The following is a 20,649-nucleotide window of genomic DNA, read 5'->3' as shown; positions in this document are numbered from 1 at the left end:
GACTTTAGGGGCATCATCGCGCCGGTGCGCACTTGCCACACATAAGCCAGCATCAGACGTGCCTAGACCCGCGACTCAGTCGACGCGAGATCGCGTGGCAGATTGCCAAAGCTGGAGCGAACAGCGCCAGGATCATCATCTTGGCGGGTTGACGGGTCCTTGCGGTCAGCAACAAGGCTCCGAAAGACGATATGCCGTAGGAAATCACCGTGGACACGGCTGCTCCCATGGCCCCGTAGACAGGGATGAGCAACAAGTTCAGCAGAACATTGGTGACCGCACCTGCCGCTTGTGTGTACAGCGAGAATTTGAGCAACTCTTCTGCAATAAGCCATTTGCTGAAGAGCGCGCGCATCGACATGAACACGCCCGCCCAGATATGCACGACAAGCAGCGTGCCTGACGCCGAATACTCCTGCCCATAGAGCAACCGGATCAACGGCGGACCGATAACCGTCGCAACTACCGCAACGGAGATGCCCAACCAGGCGAGCAACGTGTAAACCTTCTGCAATTGCTTCTGGTACGCCTCGGGATCATCCAGTCTGGCGCGAAGGATTGACGCAAAGAGTGAGGACACGATGATCTCGGGTACGAAGTACCAAACCTCGGAGAGTCGGGCCGCAACTGCATACAGACCCACCTCGGTTGGGGTGGAGATCACACCGAGCATCACCTGGTCGATTTTCAGATTCACCGTCGCGGTCAAACCTGACAGGATCAACCACCAGGACTGCCCCAGCTGTCGACCGGCTGTGCTGAGACTGGCCCTCAACCGCGCGACACCCTTGGTTCTGATCTGATAGGCGACCAGCAGAAGCAGGCCCACCACCACATAGTCGAGTGCGGTGAGAATGACGAATACCTGAAAGTCGGCGCCAAGCATCACCGCGAGCGCCTTGGTGGCAACGCTGATCAATGCCCCGACAATCTTGGCAATCGCGACGAACCGAGATTCAACCTTCGCCAAGAACCAGAATTCGATCACCAGGAAGGCGTTGAACAGCGCCCCCACCCCAAGATACAGCCCGAAGATCTGACTCCATCCGTCCCCCGGCCGAACGAACAGCAACACAATCTGGGCGACTGCGATAGCGACGAAGCCGCCGCCGAACCTGAGAGCCATCGCAGTCCCGGCGGCACGGTCGGCGTTGTCAGGATCCTCGACGAAGTACTTGGTCAGAATGTGGTTCAAACCGAGCGCGGCCAATGGAGCAAGCAGCGCGACCAGTGATATCAGGAAGTTCAGTTCACCGAACTGGCTCGCTCCTAGATACCTGGCTAGCAGGATGCTTACGGCCAAGCCGGTGACGAGTTGGACACCACGTTCCAAGAGCAGCCACGCCACGTTCGCAGCAACGGGTCCGCCCGCTCCGGAACGGCGATACCGGCGTAGCGCACTTCGGAGAAAATTCACTGTTGCGGCCAAACTCGAGGGACCCGGCGCCAACATGACGCGAGTCCCACCGTTGAGATGCGACGCGGCACCCGCAGAGTGTAGCCGTAGCCAGAACCGCCTTCAGGAGACGGGACGAGCACGTTCACCGTCGAACGAGATACCTTGCGCCGACCTATACTCGGCGGGTGATCGCCTCCGTGACCGGAATCAACTTTTACAACAAGGGAGCTGAGCTCATGGCGTACGCCGTGAGCCAGGAGTACTCGTCATGGGGTGAAGGCTTCATCCCGGCGGCGCACCTCGGAATCGGTACGTTCGAGGAACGGCGCAAAGCGGGGCTTCGCAGCCATGTTTGGACAACCAATCGGCGGCGCGACCGCCTTCCGGGCGGACCGGCGCTTCTGGCGAGTGCAGGCAATGTTCTCCCCTCTTCACTGAGGCGGCGCTACGAGTTGGTCAGCGATCGTGATGTGGACGTCATTTTGGACGCGTCGGGATTTGCGTTCAGCGATCAATGGGGGCCGGCAAAAGCGCAAAAGATGGCGCGGCTGTGCAGCCGATGGAAGGCAGCAGGCAAGCGAGTTGTGTTGTTGCCGCAGGCTTTTGGCCCGTTCTCAACAGAACCCACCCGCACCGCCACCCGTGCGATTCTGCGGACCGCTGATCTCGTGTTCGCACGAGACGAGAGCTCCTACGAGGCCCTACACGCACTCGGCGACGACGCCTCCGGTATCCGCTTGGCCCCCGACTTTACCAATCTGCTCAATCCCGTTCCCTCATCGACAGCGGCCGATCTCGCCGGGCGGGCGTGCATCATCCCCAACATCCGGATGCTCGACAAGACGGGCGACGACACCAGCAACGCGTACTTGGAGTTTCTCGTTCGTTTGGTACGCGAGCTCGTCAACAACGGGCACCGTCCGTTCTTGCTCATTCATGAAAAGACGGACCGCCCGTTGGCGGAGCAGGTGCGCGATCTGGCAGCGACACGACACGGGTGCGACGTCGAAGTCGTCGCTCGCTCGAGCGCTCTGGAGCTCAAGGCGATCATCGGGTCGTGTTCCCTCGTCGTCGGATCGAGGTTCCATGCTCTGGTGAGTGCGCTCTCACAGTCGGTTCCTTCGATCGCGACAGGTTGGAGCCACAAATATCTTGAGCTCTTCCGCGATTACGGGGTTGAGGAGTACGTGGTGCCGGTGAGCGCATCGGCCGATGAGGCGCTGGTGGCGTTGAAGCAGCTTGATTCAAACGAGACCTATGAGGCAACCCGCCTTCGACTCTCCGAGCGGGCGGAAACGCAGAAGGCCGGCGCCCGCAAGATGTGGGAAGAAGTGCGAAGGGCAATCACGGGGTGAAATCGCGGAGCTCTCAGGCCATTCGGCGCTCCGGTTCGTTGTCATGTTACGCGGAGGACCAGTTGCGGTGCGAGGTCGGATATGTGCGCCGACAGCTAAGACGTCAGCAACCTGGGACCTGCCGGCCGGTGTCCGGGCCGCCGAGCATCTGCGCGCTTCGAGACGTCACCTCATACGCCGTGAACCGCCACATTTCACGTGAGAGTATGAACGGGTGAACGGGGTGGAGCATGTCCAGGGGTACTCGCACAAGACCAGCTGTCCGGCATGCCGACAGAGATCTCTGTACGTGACCATTCGGAAGCATTCGACTCTGCAATGACTCAATCAGCGTCGTTGAAGACACTTCGACCGCCGGTTTCTCGCGGAGAACCCAGAGATTTCGCGGTGGTGTTGGCGTTGATCGCGGCAACCTCAGGGACCGCACGCGGGGCAATCGTGCCCGGTCTGAAGATCTCTGATGTCCTGATGGTTCTGCTAGCTGCCGCAGTTCTCGTTCGTTGGGGTGGGCGCTGGCGGCTGATCGACGGCCTCGGCGGTGCAGTCCTCGTATACGCCGCGGTGTACGTCGCGATGACATTGGTCAACTTCGCCCGGCGCACCGAACTGAGCCTAGGAGTCCTTCCACACGAGCTGCTCGGCGCACCTCAGTATGCCCTCCTCTATGTGCTTGCTTATGCGATAGGCCAGAAGAGCCGGAGCCTTCTCACGTGGCTCAGACCATCCATGATCCTTGCGTGCGTCATGTCGGTGGTTGCGGTGCTCCAAGTCGCGAACATTGGCCCCGTGCGTCGGATTCTGGCAGCGATCACTGGTCGCGATAAGATCCTCAACCCCCTCGATTATCAGGTGTATCGCGGGACGGGATTCTTCCCGAGCCAGCATGCGCTGGGAATGTATCTCTGCATCCATGTGGTTATCGCCGTCGTCTGCCTGGCCCGGGTGAGCCTTGATGATCGCGACAGACGACTGATGCTCGCCACGGTGCTCCTATCGGGTATCGGAATCCTCTCAACCGCTACCGCCAGCCCAGCCTTGATCTGCGTTGCAGCGGTTTTCGCGTTTCTGTTGTCGACTCGCCGTGCTGCCTGGGCGATTGGCGGAATCATCGCTCTCTCGGCCGCAGCTCTCGCTTCGCCGATCGGCGACAACATCGCGGATCGCCTAGCGATCCAGTATGGAAGCAGTGAGAGTTTCTCCATCCTGCCCAAATCGTTCTGGTTCAGAGTGGATGTGTGGTTGCGCGATTTCGTGCCGATCATTACCCGTAATCTATGGTCCGGTTACGGCCCGGTTCCGGAGAATAGCCATCTATTTCCCTACATGGAATCGATGTACATCACAGTTCTGATGCAGGGCGGAGTCCTATTGTTGGGCGCCCTGATTTTTCTGATTGTCGCGGCATTGATTCGGATGCACCGGGTTCTCAGTACCGTTGCCGTCGACGATGCCTCCCTGGCGAACCCCGCCGCGCGGGCACTGCGTTTCCTCCTCGTGCTCATGACCCTTTTCATGGTCATTCACCCATATCTGTCCGACGCCGGTGCCGCGCCATTGTTCTTCACCGCGCTCGGGATGGTCTCCGGCCTGGCGTACGGTGCTAGTACGGGAAAACGGGCCTATGACAGGGGCCAGCTATTCGATGACCGGGCGTTGCAAAAGTAGCGGCGCTTGCGGAGATGCGGAACGATTGCTCTCAACAGAACCAGTACTCGCCAATCCAGAGGTCGATGACATTGTCGGATGTCACAGATGTTTGTCACGGTGTCACAACACATAGGGGATGACGTGGAATTGAAGAAGGCAATTCGGACAGCGCAAACCTACGCTGGTCCACTGGTTGACGTGAAAGCGTGGGGACAACGCAAGTTACGCCAGGTCAGGCATGCACCCTCGGATTCCTGTTACCGGGCTTTCGAGAAGCTTCCCATCTCGGCCGGGCAACAGTTCCTTGACATCGGGGCGAACCGAGGACAAACCATTGACTCTCTCCGGCTCTACCACAAGTCCGCGGCGGTTGTTGCCTTCGAACCCAATCCGGTGCTGGCCGCACGGCTTAGTAAACGCTACGAGAACGACCCTAACGTAACGATTCATGCCTTCGGCCTGGGCGACGAGAACGGATTCTTCGAACTCTTCGTTCCGTACTACCGCGGTTTCATGTTCGATGGATTGGCGTCGTTCGACTACGACTCCGCCCACGGTTGGCTCAACGCACGTCGGATCTACGGCTTCGATGAGAAGCATCTCAAAATCGAGCGACAACGTTGTGAGATTCGACGTTGGGACGAAGTGGGCACCACACCGGATCTCATCAAGATCGACGTACAGGGATTTGAGGCAACCGTCCTCAGAGGAGGTCTTGAAACCATACGAAAAGACCGCCCGATATTCCTTCTCGAGAACAACAAAGAACCGACCCACGAAGAGATCTTGTTTGCCGAAGACTACCGACGCGCGGCTTACGCCGACGGAAAGATCACTCTTGATCAGATCGGAAAGAAAAACACGTTCTACCTTCCACAAGAGAAGGTCGAATCAGTCAAGGTCAGGTTCGGCTAGATGCGGCGGGGCGGGCCTTGAGATGATCGCGATCATTGCCCGTGCTGTGCGCCTCCGGAGAAACGGGTCAACGCCTCTCTACGACTCGAGTTCGATGAATAGTTTGCAGCGCAGGCGGGGGTCGCTGCGAAACGGATGCGGTTCCTACAGCGATGAGAGGAGAGAAGGTGCAACTCAGGCTGGAGGACCTAAGGTGAAACGGGCATCCCGAGCCATCGCGCCGGCAGTGTCGGTAGTCGTCGTGATGTTGCTCTTCTTCGGGCCCGCAGGTGTCGTTGCTGCATCACCGGTGAGCTTTGTAGGTGACTACAGCACAGGCGACTTCAGCCAGTGGGTGGCCGTTCAGAACGAGTCGTACGCTGGCCGTGCCGGTGGCTTCGATTCGAATTCCACAGCGAGCATCGTCGAAGACGGCAAGTACGGGCACGCGGCCCGTTTCGAGGTTAAACCCGGCGATCCGAACGAGCACGGAACCCAGCGTTCAGAAGTCATGGGTGGTCCCGAAACGGGCGGTACCGAAGGCGAAGTGATGTGGTACCAGTTCGCCACCAAGTTCCACACCGATTTCCCTATGAATCACGCCGACCTCGGCCAAGGCATCACCAATCAATGGTGGGGCGTCTCCCACGCCGGACCGCCACTGGCGTGGTCGGTCGGCAAGAAGAACGGTTATTGGTCACTCCAGGTGCAGAAGCAATCTGCCCCGGGCGAGTACGAGCGTTCATTCACCATATTCCACACCCCGCTTGATGTTGGAAATTGGCATGACGTGACCATGCAGATCCGCTGGTCTGCGTCAGACGACAGAGGCTGGATCCGCCTTTGGCACAATGGCCAACGCCAAACCTTCGTAGACGGCTCGGACACATTTCGCGTCCGCACCCTCATCCCCGACACCAAAACAGTCCGCTACAAAGAGGGCTATTACCGGGATCAGTCTCGGGACATGCCCTCGGGGGTCGTCTACCATGCGGGTTTCCGGTGCGGCCCCGAAGACCCACCGCTCTAGCACCGTTGCAGTGCCAAGGTCCGGGCACAGATTCGCTCCGGCCCGAGTGCCTGCATCGATGCCGCGAACCCTGGGTCGAACATGGGTTCCGAAAGGGATCGGCACGATCCGTTCGAGCTACCCGTCTACCGATGGAGTCAGCGGCCATCCGTCATGACAGCTTCGTAAGCCTGAAGTAGCTTGGGCACCTCGTACTGCCAGGCCAACTCGTTGTGAACGCGCTTATGACCAAAAGCTCCCATCTGCGCACGACGCTCCGGATCGTCGAGCAGCTCGACGATCTTTCTCGCCATGTCATGCGGGTCGTTCTTTGCCGCATACAGAGAAGCCTCGCCCGCGGAGTAACGACCCTCTGCGAGATCGAACTGCACGATGGGCTTGCCCAGTGCCATGTACTCCATGATCTTGTTCATCGTGGACTTGTCGTTCATTTCATTCGCAACATCGGGGTTGACGCACACATCCGACGTGTTCAGAACGTCGAGCAACTCATCGTCGGGCACTCTTCCGGTAAAGGTCACGTAGTCCGAAACATTTAGCTCGACCGCCAGCTGCTGCATCTCCGCCAACGAGGTACCGCTCCCCACCAATCCAAAGTGCACGTCGCGTCGACCCGTGTCGTGAACGATCACCCGGACGGCCTCCAGCAGGAGGTCGATGCCTTCCTGCTTACCCATGACGCCGACATATCCAACGAGGAAATTCCTACCGCACTTCAATTCTGCTTTGGGCGGCTGGATCCTCAGCCTTTCCACCACGGGTCCGCTACGGACCACAAACACACGATCTGGATCCATACGACCTCTGTCGATGGCGATTTTACGATACGACTCATTGGTCGCGATCGACACGTCTGCTGTTTTAAAAGTTGCCCGTTCCAGCCAGATCATCACCTTCCACAGAAGGTCGCGACGGCCGAATTTGGCTTCGTATAACTCCGGATTGATGTCGTGATGATCGAAGACAAACCGCGTTTTTCCAAATAGTTTGAAAAAGGCGGCGACAAGGAAGAGAAAGTCCGGCGGATTGCACGCGTGGATGACGTCAAACCCCCGGCGCCGCCGAACTTTGATGGCCAGCCGGAATGTGTTCCACAGTGCAGACGAATACTCCGCCAGATAGCTGAGCGCGCCGTCGCCCTCGGTGGGCAGTCGGTACCGATGGATCTCGATTCCATCGATCTCTTCGAAAGTCTTCTGGTAGCCCTTGCCGGTTGGACAGATGATGCTCACCTGCCAACCATGCGCATGCAGTGTAGTGGCCTCCTGCCACACACGACGATCGAATGGCGAGGGCAGGTTCTCCACTAGGATCAGAACTCGACGTCCAGTGGCAGGCGATCCGTTCGGCACCCTGAGTTTCACCAACAAATTCCGTCGTAGTCGTCGGCACTCGTGTCATCGGTGACTCGTACCAGGTCGACGACAACTTGCCCTTGCCGCGAACTCGCGACTGCAGACTTGAATTCGTCGGCGCCATTGCCAATAACAATGACTTCGGCAAAATCCGCCACTTCATCGATGGTCTCTACCATCAAGCCCGAGATGTGCGGAATATGATTCAAGATGTAGTCACGATTAGCTCCGGTAAGAGCGGCCAGACTCACGTTGCTGTCATAGAGTTTGAGTTCGTAGCCCTTACCGATCAGGTGCTCGATGACATCAACGATCGGAGACTCTCGCAGGTGTTGACCGTCTCTCGGGATGACGACGACGGGGTATGCGGTCGTCATTGAGCGTGCTGATGTGGCCTGTGGCGCCGTCGTCGGGTTGATCTTGTTCGTGTGCACCGTCAGTGTGACGAGGAACTGATGGGTGCGCGGCACCTCGCTGAAGTCTTGGCGGGCTTGGCGAGGTGCCGCGCTGTAGTGCTCGGAGGCACTGATGGTGACGGTAGAGGTCGATCGTGTCTGCGTCGAGTCGCGGCTGGTTGGTGGGGCGATTTCCTGCCCGGCTTGTCCGGACGGGGTGTTGGGCGGCTGGGGGTATGCCCGCGCCCGCCACGTCGAGGGACTCGATGATCGGGTGCGGCCGCGCCGGGCCCGGTGCCGCTCCTGTCTGGTCACTCATGTGTTGTTGCCGGTCACCATGCTGTTGCGCAGAGCGTATGCGGCCGAGCGGGTTTGGATGGCGCTGTCGGCGCGGGCTGAGGGGGTAGGGCATCGCGGGATCGCTGCCCGACTGCAGGTACCGCCGTCGACGGTGCGGGGCTGGCTGCGGCGGGCTGGGCAGCGTCTGGAGTCGATGAGGACGTGGTTTCTCACGGTGGCGGTGGGTACGGGGATCGATGTGATGATCCCCGACGGGCTCGGCTGTGGTTGGCGCGATGTCGTGGCGGCGGTGATGGTCGCCGCGTCGGCGATCGGGCAGCGGTTCGGGCCGGCCGGGTTGCTGGGCGTGGTGACGCCGGCGCTGGTGGTGGTGGCCGTCAGCGGCGCTCGACTGTTGGCGCCTGGGTGGCCGCCGATGTCATCGGCGGTGCCGTGCAACACCAGTTGCCCCTGACGCACAGTCAGGTGATCGGTGATCCTCGCCAGGGCGCCTGCCCGACAGACGGTTTCGGGTGGGGCCATCGAGTGTGAGGAGGGCACTGCGGTGTCGTTGGAGGACCACAAGCGTCGGGAACGGGCGAATGCGATCGGGTTGTTCCGCTATCAGGTGATCTGCCCCGCGCTGGAAGAGGGGCTCTCGACCCGGCAGCGGGGCCGGGTAGTCCGTGAGATCGCCGGCCGTCGCCATATCGACCCGTTCGGCACCCAGGTCCAGATCGCGCGGGCCACCCTGGACCGCTGGATCCGGCGCTACCGCGGCGGCGGGTTCGAAGCGCTGGTCCCTGAACCGCGCCGGCTGGCCACCCGCACCGATGTCCAGGTGCTGGAGTTGGCCGCCTCGCTCAAACGGGAGAACCCGGCCCGCACCGCCGCGCAGGTGGCCCGGATTCTGCGCACCGCGACTGGGTGGGCGCCCTCGGAATCGACGCTGCTGCGCCACTTCCATCGGTGTGAGCTGATGGGCCCGGCCGCAGGTCAGAGCGCTGAGGTGTTCGGGCGGTTCGAAGCCCCCGACCCGAATGAACTGTGGGTCGGCGATGCCCTGCACGGCCCGCGGGTCGGGGACCGCAAAACCTACCTCTTCGCGTTCCTCGACGACCATTCTCGGTTGGTGGTCGGGCACCGCTTCGGGTTCGCCGAAGACACCGTGCGCCTGGCGGCGGCGTTGAAGCCGGCGTTGGCTGCTCGCGGAGTTCCCGCCTCGATCTATGTCGACAACGGGTCCGCGTTCGTCGATGCGTGGTTGCTGCGGGCGTGCGCGAAACTCGGGATCCGGCTGGTGCATTCCGCGCCCGGTCGCCCGCAGGGCCGCGGCAAGATCGAACGGTTCTTCCGCACCGTGCGTGAACAGTTCCTCGTCGAGGTGACCGACACCACCGCTGAGGACCTCGCTGCGGCCGGGGTCGACCATGCTGGTGCGTTGTTGGAGCTCAACCGGCTGTTCATGGCCTGGGTTGAAACCGAATACCACCGCCGAATCCATACCGAGACCGGGCAATCCCCACTGGCCCGCTGGGAAGCCGGCTTCGACCGGCTCGGCCACCCTGCGGCGTTGCCGACCGCCGCGGATCTGACCGAAGCGTTCCTGTGGTCGGAGTTCCGGATAGTGACCAAAACCGCCACCGTCTCGCTGCATTCCAACACCTACCAGGTCGACCCCGCCCTGGTCGGGCGCCGGGTGGAACTGGTGTTCTCCCCGTTCGACCTGCAGGCCATCGAGGTCCGCGACCAGGACAGAAGCTACGGCCAAGCCATAGCCCACACGATCACCCGCCACGCCCACCCCAAAGCCCGACCCGAAATCAGCAGCCAGACACCGCCGGCAGCCACCGGTATCGACTACCTGGCATTGACCGCCGCGGCCCACCATGAGCAGCTGCGCGATGACGAACGCATCGGCTACCACGCCCTCTACGGCGCCCAGGCCACGGCCACCGATGACAATCAGCTTCCCGGTCAACTCGCGCTGCCCAGCCTCGATCACAAGGATGGGGTGTCGGCATGAGTATTCAACGACTGCAATCACATTGGGGCTTCTCGCGGATGCCGTTCGGACGCGATCTCGCGCCGTCGATGCTGCACCGCCACCCCGGACACAGCGAAGCGATCGCCCGAATCTCCTGGTGTGTGGACCAATGCGCCATCGGAGTCATCACCGGCGAAGTCGGCGCCGGCAAAACCGTGGCCATCCGCGCCGCCGCCACCGCGCTGGACCCAGCACGACACGTCATCATCTACCTGGCCAACCCCACCATCGGGGTGCGCGGCATGCTCACCCACATCGTGGCCGCCCTCGGCCACACCCCGGTCTTTCACACCGCACGCCTGGCACCCCAGGCCGCTGACGCCCTGGCCGCCGAGCACGCCGAACGCGGCCGCAGCCCCGTCCTGGTCGTCGATGAAGCCCACCTGCTCGACAACGGTCAACTCGAAGCGATCCGGCTGCTGACCAACCACGACATGGACTCCGGATCACCATTCGCTGTCGTGCTGGTCGGACAACCCACCCTGCGCCACCGGCTACGCCTGGGCGTGTTGGCCGCACTGGATCAACGCATCGCGGTGCGCTACACCCTGCCCGGCATGACACCGGCCGACACCGCCGACTACATCAACCACCACACCAAAATCGCCGGCCGCTCCGACGTGCTGTTCGCCGACGACGCGATCACGCTGATCCACAACGCCTCACGCGGGCACCCCCGCGCGGTCAACAACCTCGCTCTCCACGCCCTGACCGCGGCGTTCGCCGCCGGTCATTCCATCGTCGGAGAGAAAGCCGCACGCATCGCCATCAGCGAAACAGCAACCGACTGAACCCAAGTCGCTTCACCACGCCGACCACGGCGTCACCACGCCGACGACCCCGTCACCGAGCCCACCACGGCCCCGCTCACCACACCGAGCGGGGCCGTTCTCATAGCCCACCCATCATCACCGCCAATGACGCCGACATCCTCATCCATAGCGACGGGCAACAGCAGGTCGTCGGTACCCGCCTTGAACGCAAATCCAAGGATGCCAATCTTGCGCTTTCCCTTGGAGGTAATCATAGATATCGCGCGATCGACCTGCCGCTTATTCGATGGGAGAATCGAGTTTAGGAGCGGTAGGTCGAGGTCTAGGTTTCTGGCTTTGTAAGTCAGGGCGCGAACGTCTTTCGGCAAGCAGGAGCCGCCGAAGGCAAAGCCGGGCTTCATGTAGTACGCGGACAGGTTCAGCTTCTGGTCCTGGCAAAAGATGTCCATTACCTCGCGGCCGTCCAAACCCACCGCTTTGCTAATGGTTCCGATTTCGTTTGCGAATGCCACTTTCAGCGCATGCCAGTTGTTGTCGGTGTACTTGACCATCTCAGCTGTCTCGACGGAAGTGCGCACCAACGGCGCCTCCAACGACCCATAAAGTTCAACGAGCGGGTCGCCGGCTCGAGCGTCGGTCTCTCCGATCACCGTCTTCGGCGGGTGGTAGTAGTCCCACACCGCGGTTCCTTCTCGCAGGAACTCAGGATTACTACACACACCGAATTGCGTGCCGGCGAGCTTGCCGCTCGCGTTCTCCAAAGTAGGTATCACGACGCCGCGCATGCTCCCGGGAAGCATCGTCGACCGAGCCGCAACAACATGGTACGACTGCTTGGCGCGTAATGCCTCGCCGATCTGCTCACATACCCGGCGAACGTAGCTCAGATCGAGATTGCCGTTCAATTGGCTGGGTGTCCCTACGCAAATGAGCGAGAGATCGGTGGCTTCCACAGCTTCGCGCACGTCCGTTGTGGCCAGCAGACGGCCGCTTGCGACCTCAGCTGCAATCATCTCGCCGATCTCGGCTTCGATGATGGGAGTTCGGCCAGAGTTGATCAGATCGACCTTTGTTTGATTGGGATCAACACCGATCACGGTGTGCCCGTCAGAAGCCAAACACGCCGCCGACACCGCCCCGACGTAACCCAGTCCGAAAATGCTGATCTTCATATGCCCCCTTTGTCCTCAACCGATCTTAGGAGAGTTTGACCGCCGTTGTAGACCGAGACCGACCTGGCGCACAGGCTGCACGTCGCTGGGATATTTCGTCATCGGCACAATTCGGAGCCTTTACGCACTACTACCTCCAGGTGAAGCTCGCCGAGTCTGCACATCAGGACAGCAAGCCTCAGTAGCGCGCGAAGACCGCGTGATGCATCACTCTCGATGACTGCCGTTCGAGCAGCAGCGACATTTACGCACTCTGCTGCCCAGAAGATCCCTTAAGACCTCTGCGACGTGAGTGGGAAGAGTTGCCTGCTGCCTTGGTCGGATTGTCCTCGCCGTAATAGGTGTAGCTGTATGAGGTGTTCCCGCGCAGCGGCATCAACGTGAAGACTGCACCCAGCAGGGTCGCGCCAACGTCTCGCAGGCTCGCTGCAGCGTGAGCCAGCTGATCACGCCTAGTCTGTCCGTACCGCGCGATCAGAAGCACACCGTCGGCCCCCGCCGCCAGAATGGCTGCGTCAGTCACCGCCAACAGTGGCGTCGAGTCAACGATCACGTAGTCGAACCTCGACCGCATCTCGCTGAGGAGCTTCTTGGCCGCCATGGATCCAAGAAGTTCGCTCGGATTCGGGGGAACCGCTCCGGACGTCAATGCGGTAAGTCCTTCGAACCGTGTTTTCTGCAGGGCCTCGTCGAGCGATGCGCCCCCACTGAGAACGGTGCTAAAACCCACAGGCTGAAGCAGATCAAGGTATTTGTGGAGAACCGGCTTTCGCATGTCACCGTCTACAATGACGACGTTGTGCTCTGCCTCTGCCAGCGCAAGCGCGATATTGATTGCAGTTGTTGACTTTCCCTCAGACGGCATAGAGCTGGTGACGACTATGACTCGCGGCGGATTGTCGACTGCCAGGAATTGCAGATTTGTCCGCAACTTCCTGAAAGCCTCAGCGATAGCCGAGTTATCACTTTCGTACGCGATCGCAGGCTCTTTGCGGCGCTCTTTGTCGAGCGGGATACTTCCCACCACACCCGTCTCAGCAGTTTCCTCCAGCACTTGCCTGCTCTTGACCGTGTTGTCGAGAGCCTCCCGAAGCACTGCCAGCCCAATGCCCAACAGCAGACCGACCCCCAGGCCCGCAAGTATGTTCCGCGCCGGCTTCGGCGCAATTGGGGAGGTCGGTATCGAAGCTCGCTGCTCGACAACAACACGGGCGTTGGGGGGTGTACCCGCTTCCGGGGTTTCGAGTTCGCGAACTAGGCCCACAAACTCGTCGGATAGCGTATTCGCGGTGTCCCTGGCTCTGATCGGTGAGGTGTCTCGGACACTGACGTCGATCAGCACGGTGTCAGGCTTCGCGGTTGCTTCGACATTCGCACTCAACGCCGCCGCGCTCATGTCCAGACCGAGTTTGTCGACGGTCCGCTGTGCGACCGTCTGCCCTTTGAGCAGCTCTGTGTAAGACAGGACTCGTTCCTGGGACAGCCTGTTTCCCTGGTACATCTCCGCTACTGAGCCCCCAGCAGCAGCTGAGACGTAGAGGCGTGTTGTGGCTTGATACATCGGCGTCGTCAGCACAGTGATCGCCGCCGCCGCCGCGACTGATATCAGCACCGTCAGACCTACAGTGACCCACCGGGCACGCAGCGATCTTAATACGTCTTGTAGATTCAATTCCGCCCCTTCGCTGCCATTTCTCCAAAGCCCCCGCGCCCGCCGAATTGTTGAGCCTGCAATCGAACAGAGCATACCGTTCGGATTAAGGCCTGGCCGCCCGGCGTCGCTGCTCTCATTTGCATATAGTTGGCGTCCTGCAGATTTGCCATACTGCAATAAATCGCCATCCGGCTATTCCGAACACCTGGGTACGGATACAACCGGGTCAATATCATCCATGAGAGGTTGAACGGGCACTCGAGCCGCGCCCGGTGATGTCGGTTCCTCCAGTCGAAACGTCAGTTCAGCCGTATCGCCAGGCGGTATGGCCAGCTGCGTTTCAAAGCTCGGATGGTTGCGCTCGGTAGAGATGAAGGTGGGCGCACGAAGGCCATTTACCAGCACACTCTCCAGCGTGGCGCCGGTGGTGGCGAGGAGTCGGACTGAGCTGAGCATGGTGCCGCGCGGCAACGTCCCCTGGAACCGCTCAGGAAAACCGAGGGTTCCCGCGATGTAATCCGGTTCCGGAATGTCTTTGATCGTGTTGGTCAAGCGAACAGTGACCGTGGAATTTCTGGTATCCCCCGTGCAGCCGTCCGCGACGTACTCGATCTCGCGGGTGAGGTAGTAGTCCATCTTGTTGCCACCCAGATTGTTGATCACCACCTCTGCGTAGGGCGCAGGGTCATCGGGGATCACATTGGCAAGCGGAGTCTGCTCGATCAGCGCCTGCTCGTCGGGATTGGAGCTCCAGACCGCGATCCTGCGCTCGCTCACCGCCTTGCCCAGCGCGTCCAACAGCTTGCGCGGGGACTTAATGTCACCGGTTACCTTGCGGACTACCTGATTAGCGATGTCCTGCAGGTATTGCTTGCGTGCTACCTGATCGTCAGGAAAGCGCACGTACGCGGTCGACTCCGTGAGTTCGACCACGTTGTCCTGGGTGACCACTTCGCCGTCTGGCATGGTGATCGATCCCACCGCATCCAAGATGTAGCTCAGCGCGATCGGATCCAGCGCAATCACCCCATCGACATTCATGCCCGTCTGCTGCGCCCACATGGACTGCCAGATCTGAGCCGCATACGGGAAATGCGCACTTTGATTGCTGTTGCGATAATCCGTAAAGGGATTGCTGAACCCATAGTTCTTCTCGAACTCGGGCCCCAGATCGATTGGGGTGAACGCTTTGTCGAGCTCGGTGTTAGGACCGAGGTCATCGACTGAAGGCTCGCCATCGACGAACCGCAGTACGCCGAAGCCGCCCAGAAGGCCGCCAGTGCCACGGGCTTCGGCATTCGTCTGGAATCCCATGAAGTACGAACGTGGACCGTCGACGCCCATGAACGACGGGGCGATTCGCGCAGCGAGGGTGGTGTTGTGCAGCAAGCTGGTCAACTCGTGGGTCTGATCCTGCAACTGCGTCCGAGCATCAGCGAGCACCGAGATGTATCCCGGTTCAGCGATGCTCTGCGCTTCGGCGTCTAGACGCAAAGCGGTCTCCGAGAGCGCACTGAGTTTCGGCTCCTCGGCGCTCAGCGCTTTGACGTCCAGCCGGCCACCGGCGAGCAACTGATCGGGCGCCAACACCGAGCCCACCTCTGCCGAGGGCCCCAGCACGTCAGTGGCCAAGCCTTCGACGACGTTGGCGATCTGCTGCCCGGTCTTGAACGGACTACCCAGCCACGGCAAGCCGGCGGCGACGTTCCATGGGATGGAATGCGTAGCGTCCCGGGCCGACTGGGCCTGTGACTGCGCCTCCCCGGCGTAGCGTGAGGCCGCGTCGGTATCCCCCTGCAGCAGAGCATCTTTGGTCTTCTGAGCACTGCCGCGTGCCTCTTCGAGGCTCGACTTGGCGGTGAACGCGTTGACGCCCAACCAGGCGACGAACACGACGACCAGAACAGCCAGGCCGGCACCGATCCACAGCGCCCGCCGGGCGCCCGTGGACTGCCACCATCTCTGTTCGTCTACGTCGTCGGACAAGTCACCGTCGTCGCCGTCGGAATCGCGGACCGAGCGCCGAGAGAAAATACCCAAGTCGAAGTTCCCCATGCTTCAGTGCGGTCGGACTTCAGGTGAAGCCAACCGCAAGAGTTCCAGAAAACCCAAAATGGCGCGACTCGTCGACTGACGAGTCGCGCCACTTCAGAGAATCAAACGATCAACGATCGCCCGGAATTAGGAGCCGTAAGGAACGAACGGGCCGTTCTCGAGGGCATCGTTGAGGTTGTTGCCGAAGCCGATGAAGAATCCACCGATGAAGCTGCCTTCGCCACCGAACAGGTTGCCGATGGTGTAGGAGGTGTCGCGCAGGGCCTCGACCGCGAACAGCGGGAGCGAGGCCAGGAACACGATGCCGCCGGAAACCGGGCCGACAGCCGAGGCGCCCGCATCAACGGTGGCGTTCAGACCGCCGGGCAGCACAGGCAGGCTGCTGAGATCGGCCGCGGAGACCGACTGAGCAACGGTGAAGTTCACCGGGGTGGCGTCGGCGATAGCCGGCGTCAGCGTGGCAGCCCCCACCAGCGCCACGGCGGCGGTGCCGACCTTGACCTTCGTGGTGACCGAGTTCAACTTGGTGGCAATGGTGGACATTGTCCCCCCCTTTTCTTTACTGGTGTTTCCTGAGTACTGCGTGAGATTGCTGTAAGCATCGCAGACACTTCACAGGTCGTCAACACGAACCGCAGCTCACAGCGTGTCCAGACGGTTAATTCTCGGGGTTCGCGGCGATTCGCTTGCGTTCGCTAACAAGTCACGTTCGACTGCTCGACGTTAGAGCAAAGAGCTTTACGCGTGTCAATCGGAACGCGCCCCGGTAGGTAGGGGTGCCTTACGCAGCCTGCGCGCATCGCATCTCACAAAGGCAAAACGCCTGGCTATCGCGTTAGTAGTCGCGCTCACGGTAGCCATCCTGGAGCGTCTCCCGCGTAAGCCGAGAGGAGCACACGGAGGTCCCGGACAGGACTAGCAACGATTCCGAGATGGCTTGACAGTCGATTAGGTGCGTGCGGGGGTTGTTTGCCATCAGAGCGAGTAGTTCCCAGGGGAACAAGGCAAATTCCCCCTCTAGAACCTCAGTATCCCCACGAGCACCAACAGCAGTCCGTCGGCGCAGCGTCGGGGGCTTCGACAGCTCGCTCTCAGGATCACGTCCCGGCCGGTGGGTTGACGGCCATGCACATCATTGCTCCGCGTACAGTGTCGTCCGTGCGAGGGGATGTATGCGTGTGCGATCACGCGCGCTCAAGCCATGAGCACTATCGGCGCGGCACAGAATGTGCGGTATGCGAATGCCCCCGCTTCCGTCGGAACACAACCTTGCGCCGGATGATGCGGAAACTCACCACGTAGTGGTGCGCCGACCGGCTCGTGATGTGTCCTCAAACCTGCGCCTCGGGCGGGCCGACGTAACAACATTCGTGGCCTTGGCTCAGTGGCATGCGGACGTCGTCCTGGTGTCCGAACTGACCTCTGCCGCCCTGGAGAGGTTCACCCGAGCCGCGCTGGCAGATACGTTCCCTCATGCAGTCCTGGCCCCGTCCGCCGGTGCCCCGGGACTACACGGTGGCGGCGGCGCGAGTAGAGGTTCCCGGAGTGCAGATCGAGCCTCTCGTCGTCCATGTCGAGTCGCCGTTGGCTGACAAGCGGGACACCGTTGGGGAGTGGCGTATCGGCATCAGCGCCACGAAGGCAGCCCTGAGCGCCTACGCGGTCAACATTGGCAGCGGCGCCGTCGTCGTCGCTGGCGACTTCAACAGCACGCCGGACACGCGTCAGTTCCGCGACCTGCTGAGCAACGGTTACCGAGACGCTGTCGAGCAGACGGGATCGGGATTCGCCCCCACTTTCCCGTCGCGCACCTGGCATCCCCCACTGCTCACCATCGACCACATTCTGACGCGCAACGCCGCGGCGTCCTCGGTCGAGACGGTGTACGTTCCCGGCTCCGACCATCGGGCTCTGCTGGGCACCATCAGGATCCCCGTCGCGCCGCAACAGCCGTAATCACAACGAAACCCCCTCCGCGCCAGGCGCGTCGGGGGTTCCGTTGACGAACTGCGAAGTGGCTAGGCCTCTTCGGTGAAGTTACGCGTCACCTGCGGGTCCACCGGGATGCCGGGGCCGGTGGTGGTGGAGACGGTGACCTTCTTGAGGTAGCGGCCCTTCGAGGAGGACGGCTTGGCGCGCAGGATCTCGTCCAGTGCAGCGCCGTAGTTCTCGGCCAGCTTCTTCTCGTCGAACGAGGCCTTGCCGATGACGAAGTGCAGGTTGGCCTGCTTGTCGACGCGGAAGTTGATCTTGCCGCCCTTGATGTCCTGAACGGCCTTGGTGACGTCGGCGGTCACGGTGCCGGTTTTCGGGTTCGGCATCAGACCACGCGGGCCGAGGACACGGGCGATGCGGCCCACCTTGGCCATCTGGTCGGGGGTGGCGATCGCGGCGTCGAAGTCCAGGAATCCACCCTGGATCTTCTCGATCAGGTCGTCGCTGCCCACCACGTCGGCGCCGGCGGCGAGGGCCTGCTCGGCCTTGTCGCCCACCGCGAAGACGGCGACGCGGGCGGTCTTGCCCGTGCCGTTGGGAAGGTTGACGGTGCCGCGCACCATCTGATCGGCCTTGCGCGGATCCACACCGAGGCGGATCGCGACCTCAACGGTGGCGTCCTGCTTCTTCGACGAGGTTTCCTTGGCCAACTTCGCCGCCTCCAGCGGGGAGTACAGCTTGGTCTTGTCGACCTTCTCGGCGGCTTCGCGGTAGGCCTTGCTGGTCTTGCTCATTGGTATCTCCTTGGTTCAGAGGTCGTGGTCAATACGGGCCGATGCCAGCCCTGCCACGAAATCGGTGAAGCGGGCTCGTCTTATTCGACCGTGATGCCCATCGACCGGGCGGTGCCGGCGATGATCTTGGCGGCCTGGTCGATGTCGTTGGCGTTGAGATCTTCCTTCTTGGTCTCAGCGATCTCGCGCACCTGGTCCCAGGTGACCTTGGCGACCTTGGTCTTGTGCGGCTCGCCAGATCCCTTGGGCACGCCCGCGGCCTTGAGCAGCAGCTTGGCAGCCGGCGGGGTCTTCAAGGCGAACGTGAAGGTGCGGTCTTCGTAGACCGTGATCTCCACGGGGATGACGTTGCCGCGCTGCGACTCGGTCGCGGCGTTGTACGCCTTGCAGAATTCCATGATGTTGACACCGTGCTGACCGAGCGCGGGACCAACAGGCGGGGCGGGGTTGGCCTGCCCGGCCTGGATCTGCAGCTTGATCAGCCCGGTGACCTTCTTCTTCGGGGGCATGCTGGGTGTTCCTTTTCTTTCCGACTTAGATCTTCGCGACCTGGTTAAAGGTCAGTTCCACAGGTGTTTCGCGGCCGAAGATGGACACCAGCACCTTGAGCTTCTGCTGCTCGGCGTTGACCTCGCTGATCGACGCCGGCAACGTGGCGAACGGGCCGTCCATGACCGTGACGGACTCGCCGACTTCGTAATCCACCTCGATGACCGGACGCTCCAGCGTGGCCTCGGTCGAGGCGGCCGCGGCGGCCCCACTGGTGGCTTTGGCCGCCTTCTTCGGCTGGCCCTGCGGCAGCAGGAACTTCACCACGTCGTTGAGCGACAGCGCCGTCGGGCGCGAGGTGGCACCGACGAACCCGGTGACACCGGGGGTGTTGCGCACCGCCGACCACGAATCGTCGGTCAGGTCCATGCGCACCAGGATGTAGCCCGGCAGCACCTTGCGGTTGACCTGCTTGCGCTGGCCGTTCTTGATCTCGGTGACCTCTTCGGTGGGCACTTCCACCTGGAAGATGTAGTCGCCCACGTCGAGGTTCTGCACGCGGGTCTCGAGGTTGGCCTTCACCTTGTTCTCGTACCCGGCGTAGGAGTGAATGACGTACCAGTCTCCGGGCTTGCTGCGCAGCTCGCGCTTGAGCGCGACGGCGGGATCCTCGTCCTCATCCACCTCGACGGCGGCTTCGGCGGGAGCCTCCTCTGCGGCAGGGGCGTCCTGTGCCTCTGCCTCAGTGGTGTCCTCCACGAGGGTCACCGACTGGTCGTCGGCGATCGACTCGCCCGACTCAGCTGCGGGCTGCTCGCCCTCGAAGCTAGTCACGGTTGTCAGTCCTCTCACTTACAGTTCAGCGGTTCGTCGTCGGTGACGGCGCTGCGTTAGCCGAATACCAGCGAGATGAGCCGGGCCAGACCCAGATCCACACCGCTGATCAACGCCACCATGAAAGCCAGGAATACCAGCACCACGGAGGTGTAGGTGACCATCTGCTTGCGGTTGGGCCAGATGACCTTCCGCAGTTCGGCGACGACCTGCTTCAGGTAGTTGATGACGTACAGGATCGGATTGCGCGACGGCCCGCCGCTGTCCTTGGCGGTCTTCGCCTTGGGCGTCTTGCCCGATCCGTTGGTGCTGGCCTCGGTCTCGACGTCAGTCGACGGCTCGGCATCATCCGTACCGCCGCCGGCCAGTGCCCGCTGACGCGAACGCTTACCGGTAGGTCGCTGCGGTGTCACAGTGCCCGTGGCCAAGGACCTGCCCTGGTCTCCGGTGTTCTGGTCGGTGGTGCCGTCGGTTGCGTCGGCGTTGTCGCGCTCGTCGCTCACCGCATGCTCCTTCGTGGTCCACCATCTCGAATATTCAGT

Annotated in this window: 19 protein-coding genes; 8 read left to right on the top strand and 11 right to left on the bottom strand. The window is 61.5% G+C overall.

The features are described 5' to 3' along the window. Positions 1 to 52 precede the first annotated feature (52 nt). On the bottom strand, positions 53 to 1,348 hold the full coding sequence (locus G6N58_RS15650) for a flippase (RefSeq protein ID WP_163908193.1): 1,296 nt from the start codon (positions 1,346 to 1,348) through the stop codon (positions 53 to 55). A 236-nt stretch (positions 1,349 to 1,584) separates the two neighbouring features. Here G6N58_RS15650 and G6N58_RS15645 point away from each other — a divergent pair, with 236 nt between their 5' ends. The 4 genes from G6N58_RS15645 (at position 1,585) to G6N58_RS15630 (ending at position 6,325) form a co-directional block, all read left to right on the top strand. Further along, positions 1,585 to 2,754: a polysaccharide pyruvyl transferase family protein gene (locus G6N58_RS15645; RefSeq protein ID WP_115278100.1), complete on the top strand. Its 1,170-nt coding sequence runs from the start codon at positions 1,585 to 1,587 to the stop codon at positions 2,752 to 2,754. Between the two features lie 267 nt (positions 2,755 to 3,021). Next, positions 3,022 to 4,419 (top strand): hypothetical protein, encoded by a 1,398-nt coding sequence (locus tag G6N58_RS15640; RefSeq protein ID WP_147289311.1) that lies wholly within the window; start codon positions 3,022 to 3,024, stop codon positions 4,417 to 4,419. A gap of 123 nt (positions 4,420 to 4,542) precedes the next feature. Continuing rightward, entirely contained in the window at positions 4,543 to 5,316 is a 774-nt protein-coding gene (locus tag G6N58_RS15635) for an FkbM family methyltransferase (RefSeq protein WP_163908191.1), read from the top strand. A gap of 193 nt (positions 5,317 to 5,509) precedes the next feature. Beyond that, entirely contained in the window at positions 5,510 to 6,325 is an 816-nt protein-coding gene (locus tag G6N58_RS15630) for a heparin lyase I family protein (protein WP_232067881.1), read from the top strand. Between the two features lie 137 nt (positions 6,326 to 6,462). Here the strand turns inward: G6N58_RS15630 and G6N58_RS15625 are convergent, their stop codons facing one another. Both G6N58_RS15625 and G6N58_RS15620 read right to left on the bottom strand, forming a co-directional pair. Continuing rightward, positions 6,463 to 7,599 (bottom strand): glycosyltransferase family 4 protein, encoded by a 1,137-nt coding sequence (locus tag G6N58_RS15625; RefSeq protein ID WP_435406378.1) that lies wholly within the window; start codon positions 7,597 to 7,599, stop codon positions 6,463 to 6,465. Between the two features lie 86 nt (positions 7,600 to 7,685). Continuing rightward, on the bottom strand, positions 7,686 to 8,150 hold the full coding sequence (locus G6N58_RS15620; protein ID WP_232067879.1) for a UDP binding domain-containing protein: 465 nt from the start codon (positions 8,148 to 8,150) through the stop codon (positions 7,686 to 7,688). Between the two features lie 58 nt (positions 8,151 to 8,208). Here G6N58_RS15620 and G6N58_RS15615 point away from each other — a divergent pair, with 58 nt between their 5' ends. From G6N58_RS15615 to G6N58_RS15605, 3 genes are all read left to right on the top strand, one after another. Next, positions 8,209 to 8,829, top strand: coding sequence for an RNA polymerase sigma factor (locus tag G6N58_RS15615; RefSeq protein ID WP_011767782.1), 621 nt, complete (start codon positions 8,209 to 8,211; stop codon positions 8,827 to 8,829). A gap of 90 nt (positions 8,830 to 8,919) precedes the next feature. Next, positions 8,920 to 10,380: a DDE-type integrase/transposase/recombinase gene (locus G6N58_RS15610; protein WP_013470158.1), complete on the top strand. Its 1,461-nt coding sequence runs from the start codon at positions 8,920 to 8,922 to the stop codon at positions 10,378 to 10,380. After that, entirely contained in the window at positions 10,377 to 11,192 is an 816-nt protein-coding gene (locus G6N58_RS15605; protein WP_011767780.1) for an ExeA family protein, read from the top strand. The genes G6N58_RS15610 and G6N58_RS15605 overlap by 4 nt, the downstream gene beginning before the upstream one ends. 32 nt (positions 11,193 to 11,224) lie before the next feature. Here G6N58_RS15605 and G6N58_RS15600 read toward each other — a convergent pair whose 3' ends face one another. From G6N58_RS15600 to G6N58_RS15585, 4 genes are all read right to left on the bottom strand, one after another. Next, positions 11,225 to 12,346: a nucleotide sugar dehydrogenase gene (locus G6N58_RS15600; protein WP_163908189.1), complete on the bottom strand. Its 1,122-nt coding sequence runs from the start codon at positions 12,344 to 12,346 to the stop codon at positions 11,225 to 11,227. Between the two features lie 244 nt (positions 12,347 to 12,590). Beyond that, positions 12,591 to 14,018, bottom strand: coding sequence for a tyrosine-protein kinase domain-containing protein (locus tag G6N58_RS15595; RefSeq protein ID WP_163908187.1), 1,428 nt, complete (start codon positions 14,016 to 14,018; stop codon positions 12,591 to 12,593). A gap of 174 nt (positions 14,019 to 14,192) precedes the next feature. Next, positions 14,193 to 16,055, bottom strand: coding sequence for a DUF4012 domain-containing protein (locus G6N58_RS15590; protein ID WP_115278105.1), 1,863 nt, complete (start codon positions 16,053 to 16,055; stop codon positions 14,193 to 14,195). A gap of 126 nt (positions 16,056 to 16,181) precedes the next feature. Then, positions 16,182 to 16,598: a hypothetical protein gene (locus G6N58_RS15585; RefSeq protein ID WP_115278106.1), complete on the bottom strand. Its 417-nt coding sequence runs from the start codon at positions 16,596 to 16,598 to the stop codon at positions 16,182 to 16,184. A 930-nt stretch (positions 16,599 to 17,528) separates the two neighbouring features. Here G6N58_RS15585 and G6N58_RS15580 point away from each other — a divergent pair. Next, positions 17,529 to 18,011, top strand: coding sequence for an endonuclease/exonuclease/phosphatase family protein (locus G6N58_RS15580; RefSeq protein ID WP_115278107.1), 483 nt, complete (start codon positions 17,529 to 17,531; stop codon positions 18,009 to 18,011). 62 nt (positions 18,012 to 18,073) lie between these two features. On the opposite strand, the gene rplA is transcribed toward G6N58_RS15580, so the two are convergent. The 4 genes from rplA to secE all read right to left on the bottom strand — a co-directional run bounded on the left by rplA (position 18,074) and on the right by secE (position 20,610). After that, positions 18,074 to 18,784, bottom strand: a complete 711-nt coding sequence (gene rplA, locus G6N58_RS15575; protein ID WP_068915525.1) for a 50S ribosomal protein L1 — start codon at positions 18,782 to 18,784, stop codon at positions 18,074 to 18,076. An 80-nt stretch (positions 18,785 to 18,864) separates the two neighbouring features. Continuing rightward, on the bottom strand, positions 18,865 to 19,293 hold the full coding sequence (gene rplK, locus G6N58_RS15570; RefSeq protein WP_068915524.1) for a 50S ribosomal protein L11: 429 nt from the start codon (positions 19,291 to 19,293) through the stop codon (positions 18,865 to 18,867). A gap of 25 nt (positions 19,294 to 19,318) precedes the next feature. Beyond that, positions 19,319 to 20,107: a transcription termination/antitermination protein NusG gene (gene nusG / locus G6N58_RS15565; RefSeq protein WP_115278108.1), complete on the bottom strand. Its 789-nt coding sequence runs from the start codon at positions 20,105 to 20,107 to the stop codon at positions 19,319 to 19,321. A gap of 56 nt (positions 20,108 to 20,163) precedes the next feature. Continuing rightward, positions 20,164 to 20,610, bottom strand: a complete 447-nt coding sequence (gene secE / locus G6N58_RS15560) for a preprotein translocase subunit SecE (protein ID WP_115278109.1) — start codon at positions 20,608 to 20,610, stop codon at positions 20,164 to 20,166. Positions 20,611 to 20,649: the final 39 nt, after the last annotated feature.

Source organism: Mycolicibacterium tokaiense, from assembly GCF_010725885.1.
Classification (GTDB): Bacteria; Actinomycetota; Actinomycetes; order Mycobacteriales; family Mycobacteriaceae; genus Mycobacterium; species Mycobacterium tokaiense.
The sequence above is the reverse complement of the archived record's forward strand: the minus strand, read 5'-3'. Positions and strand labels throughout refer to the sequence as shown.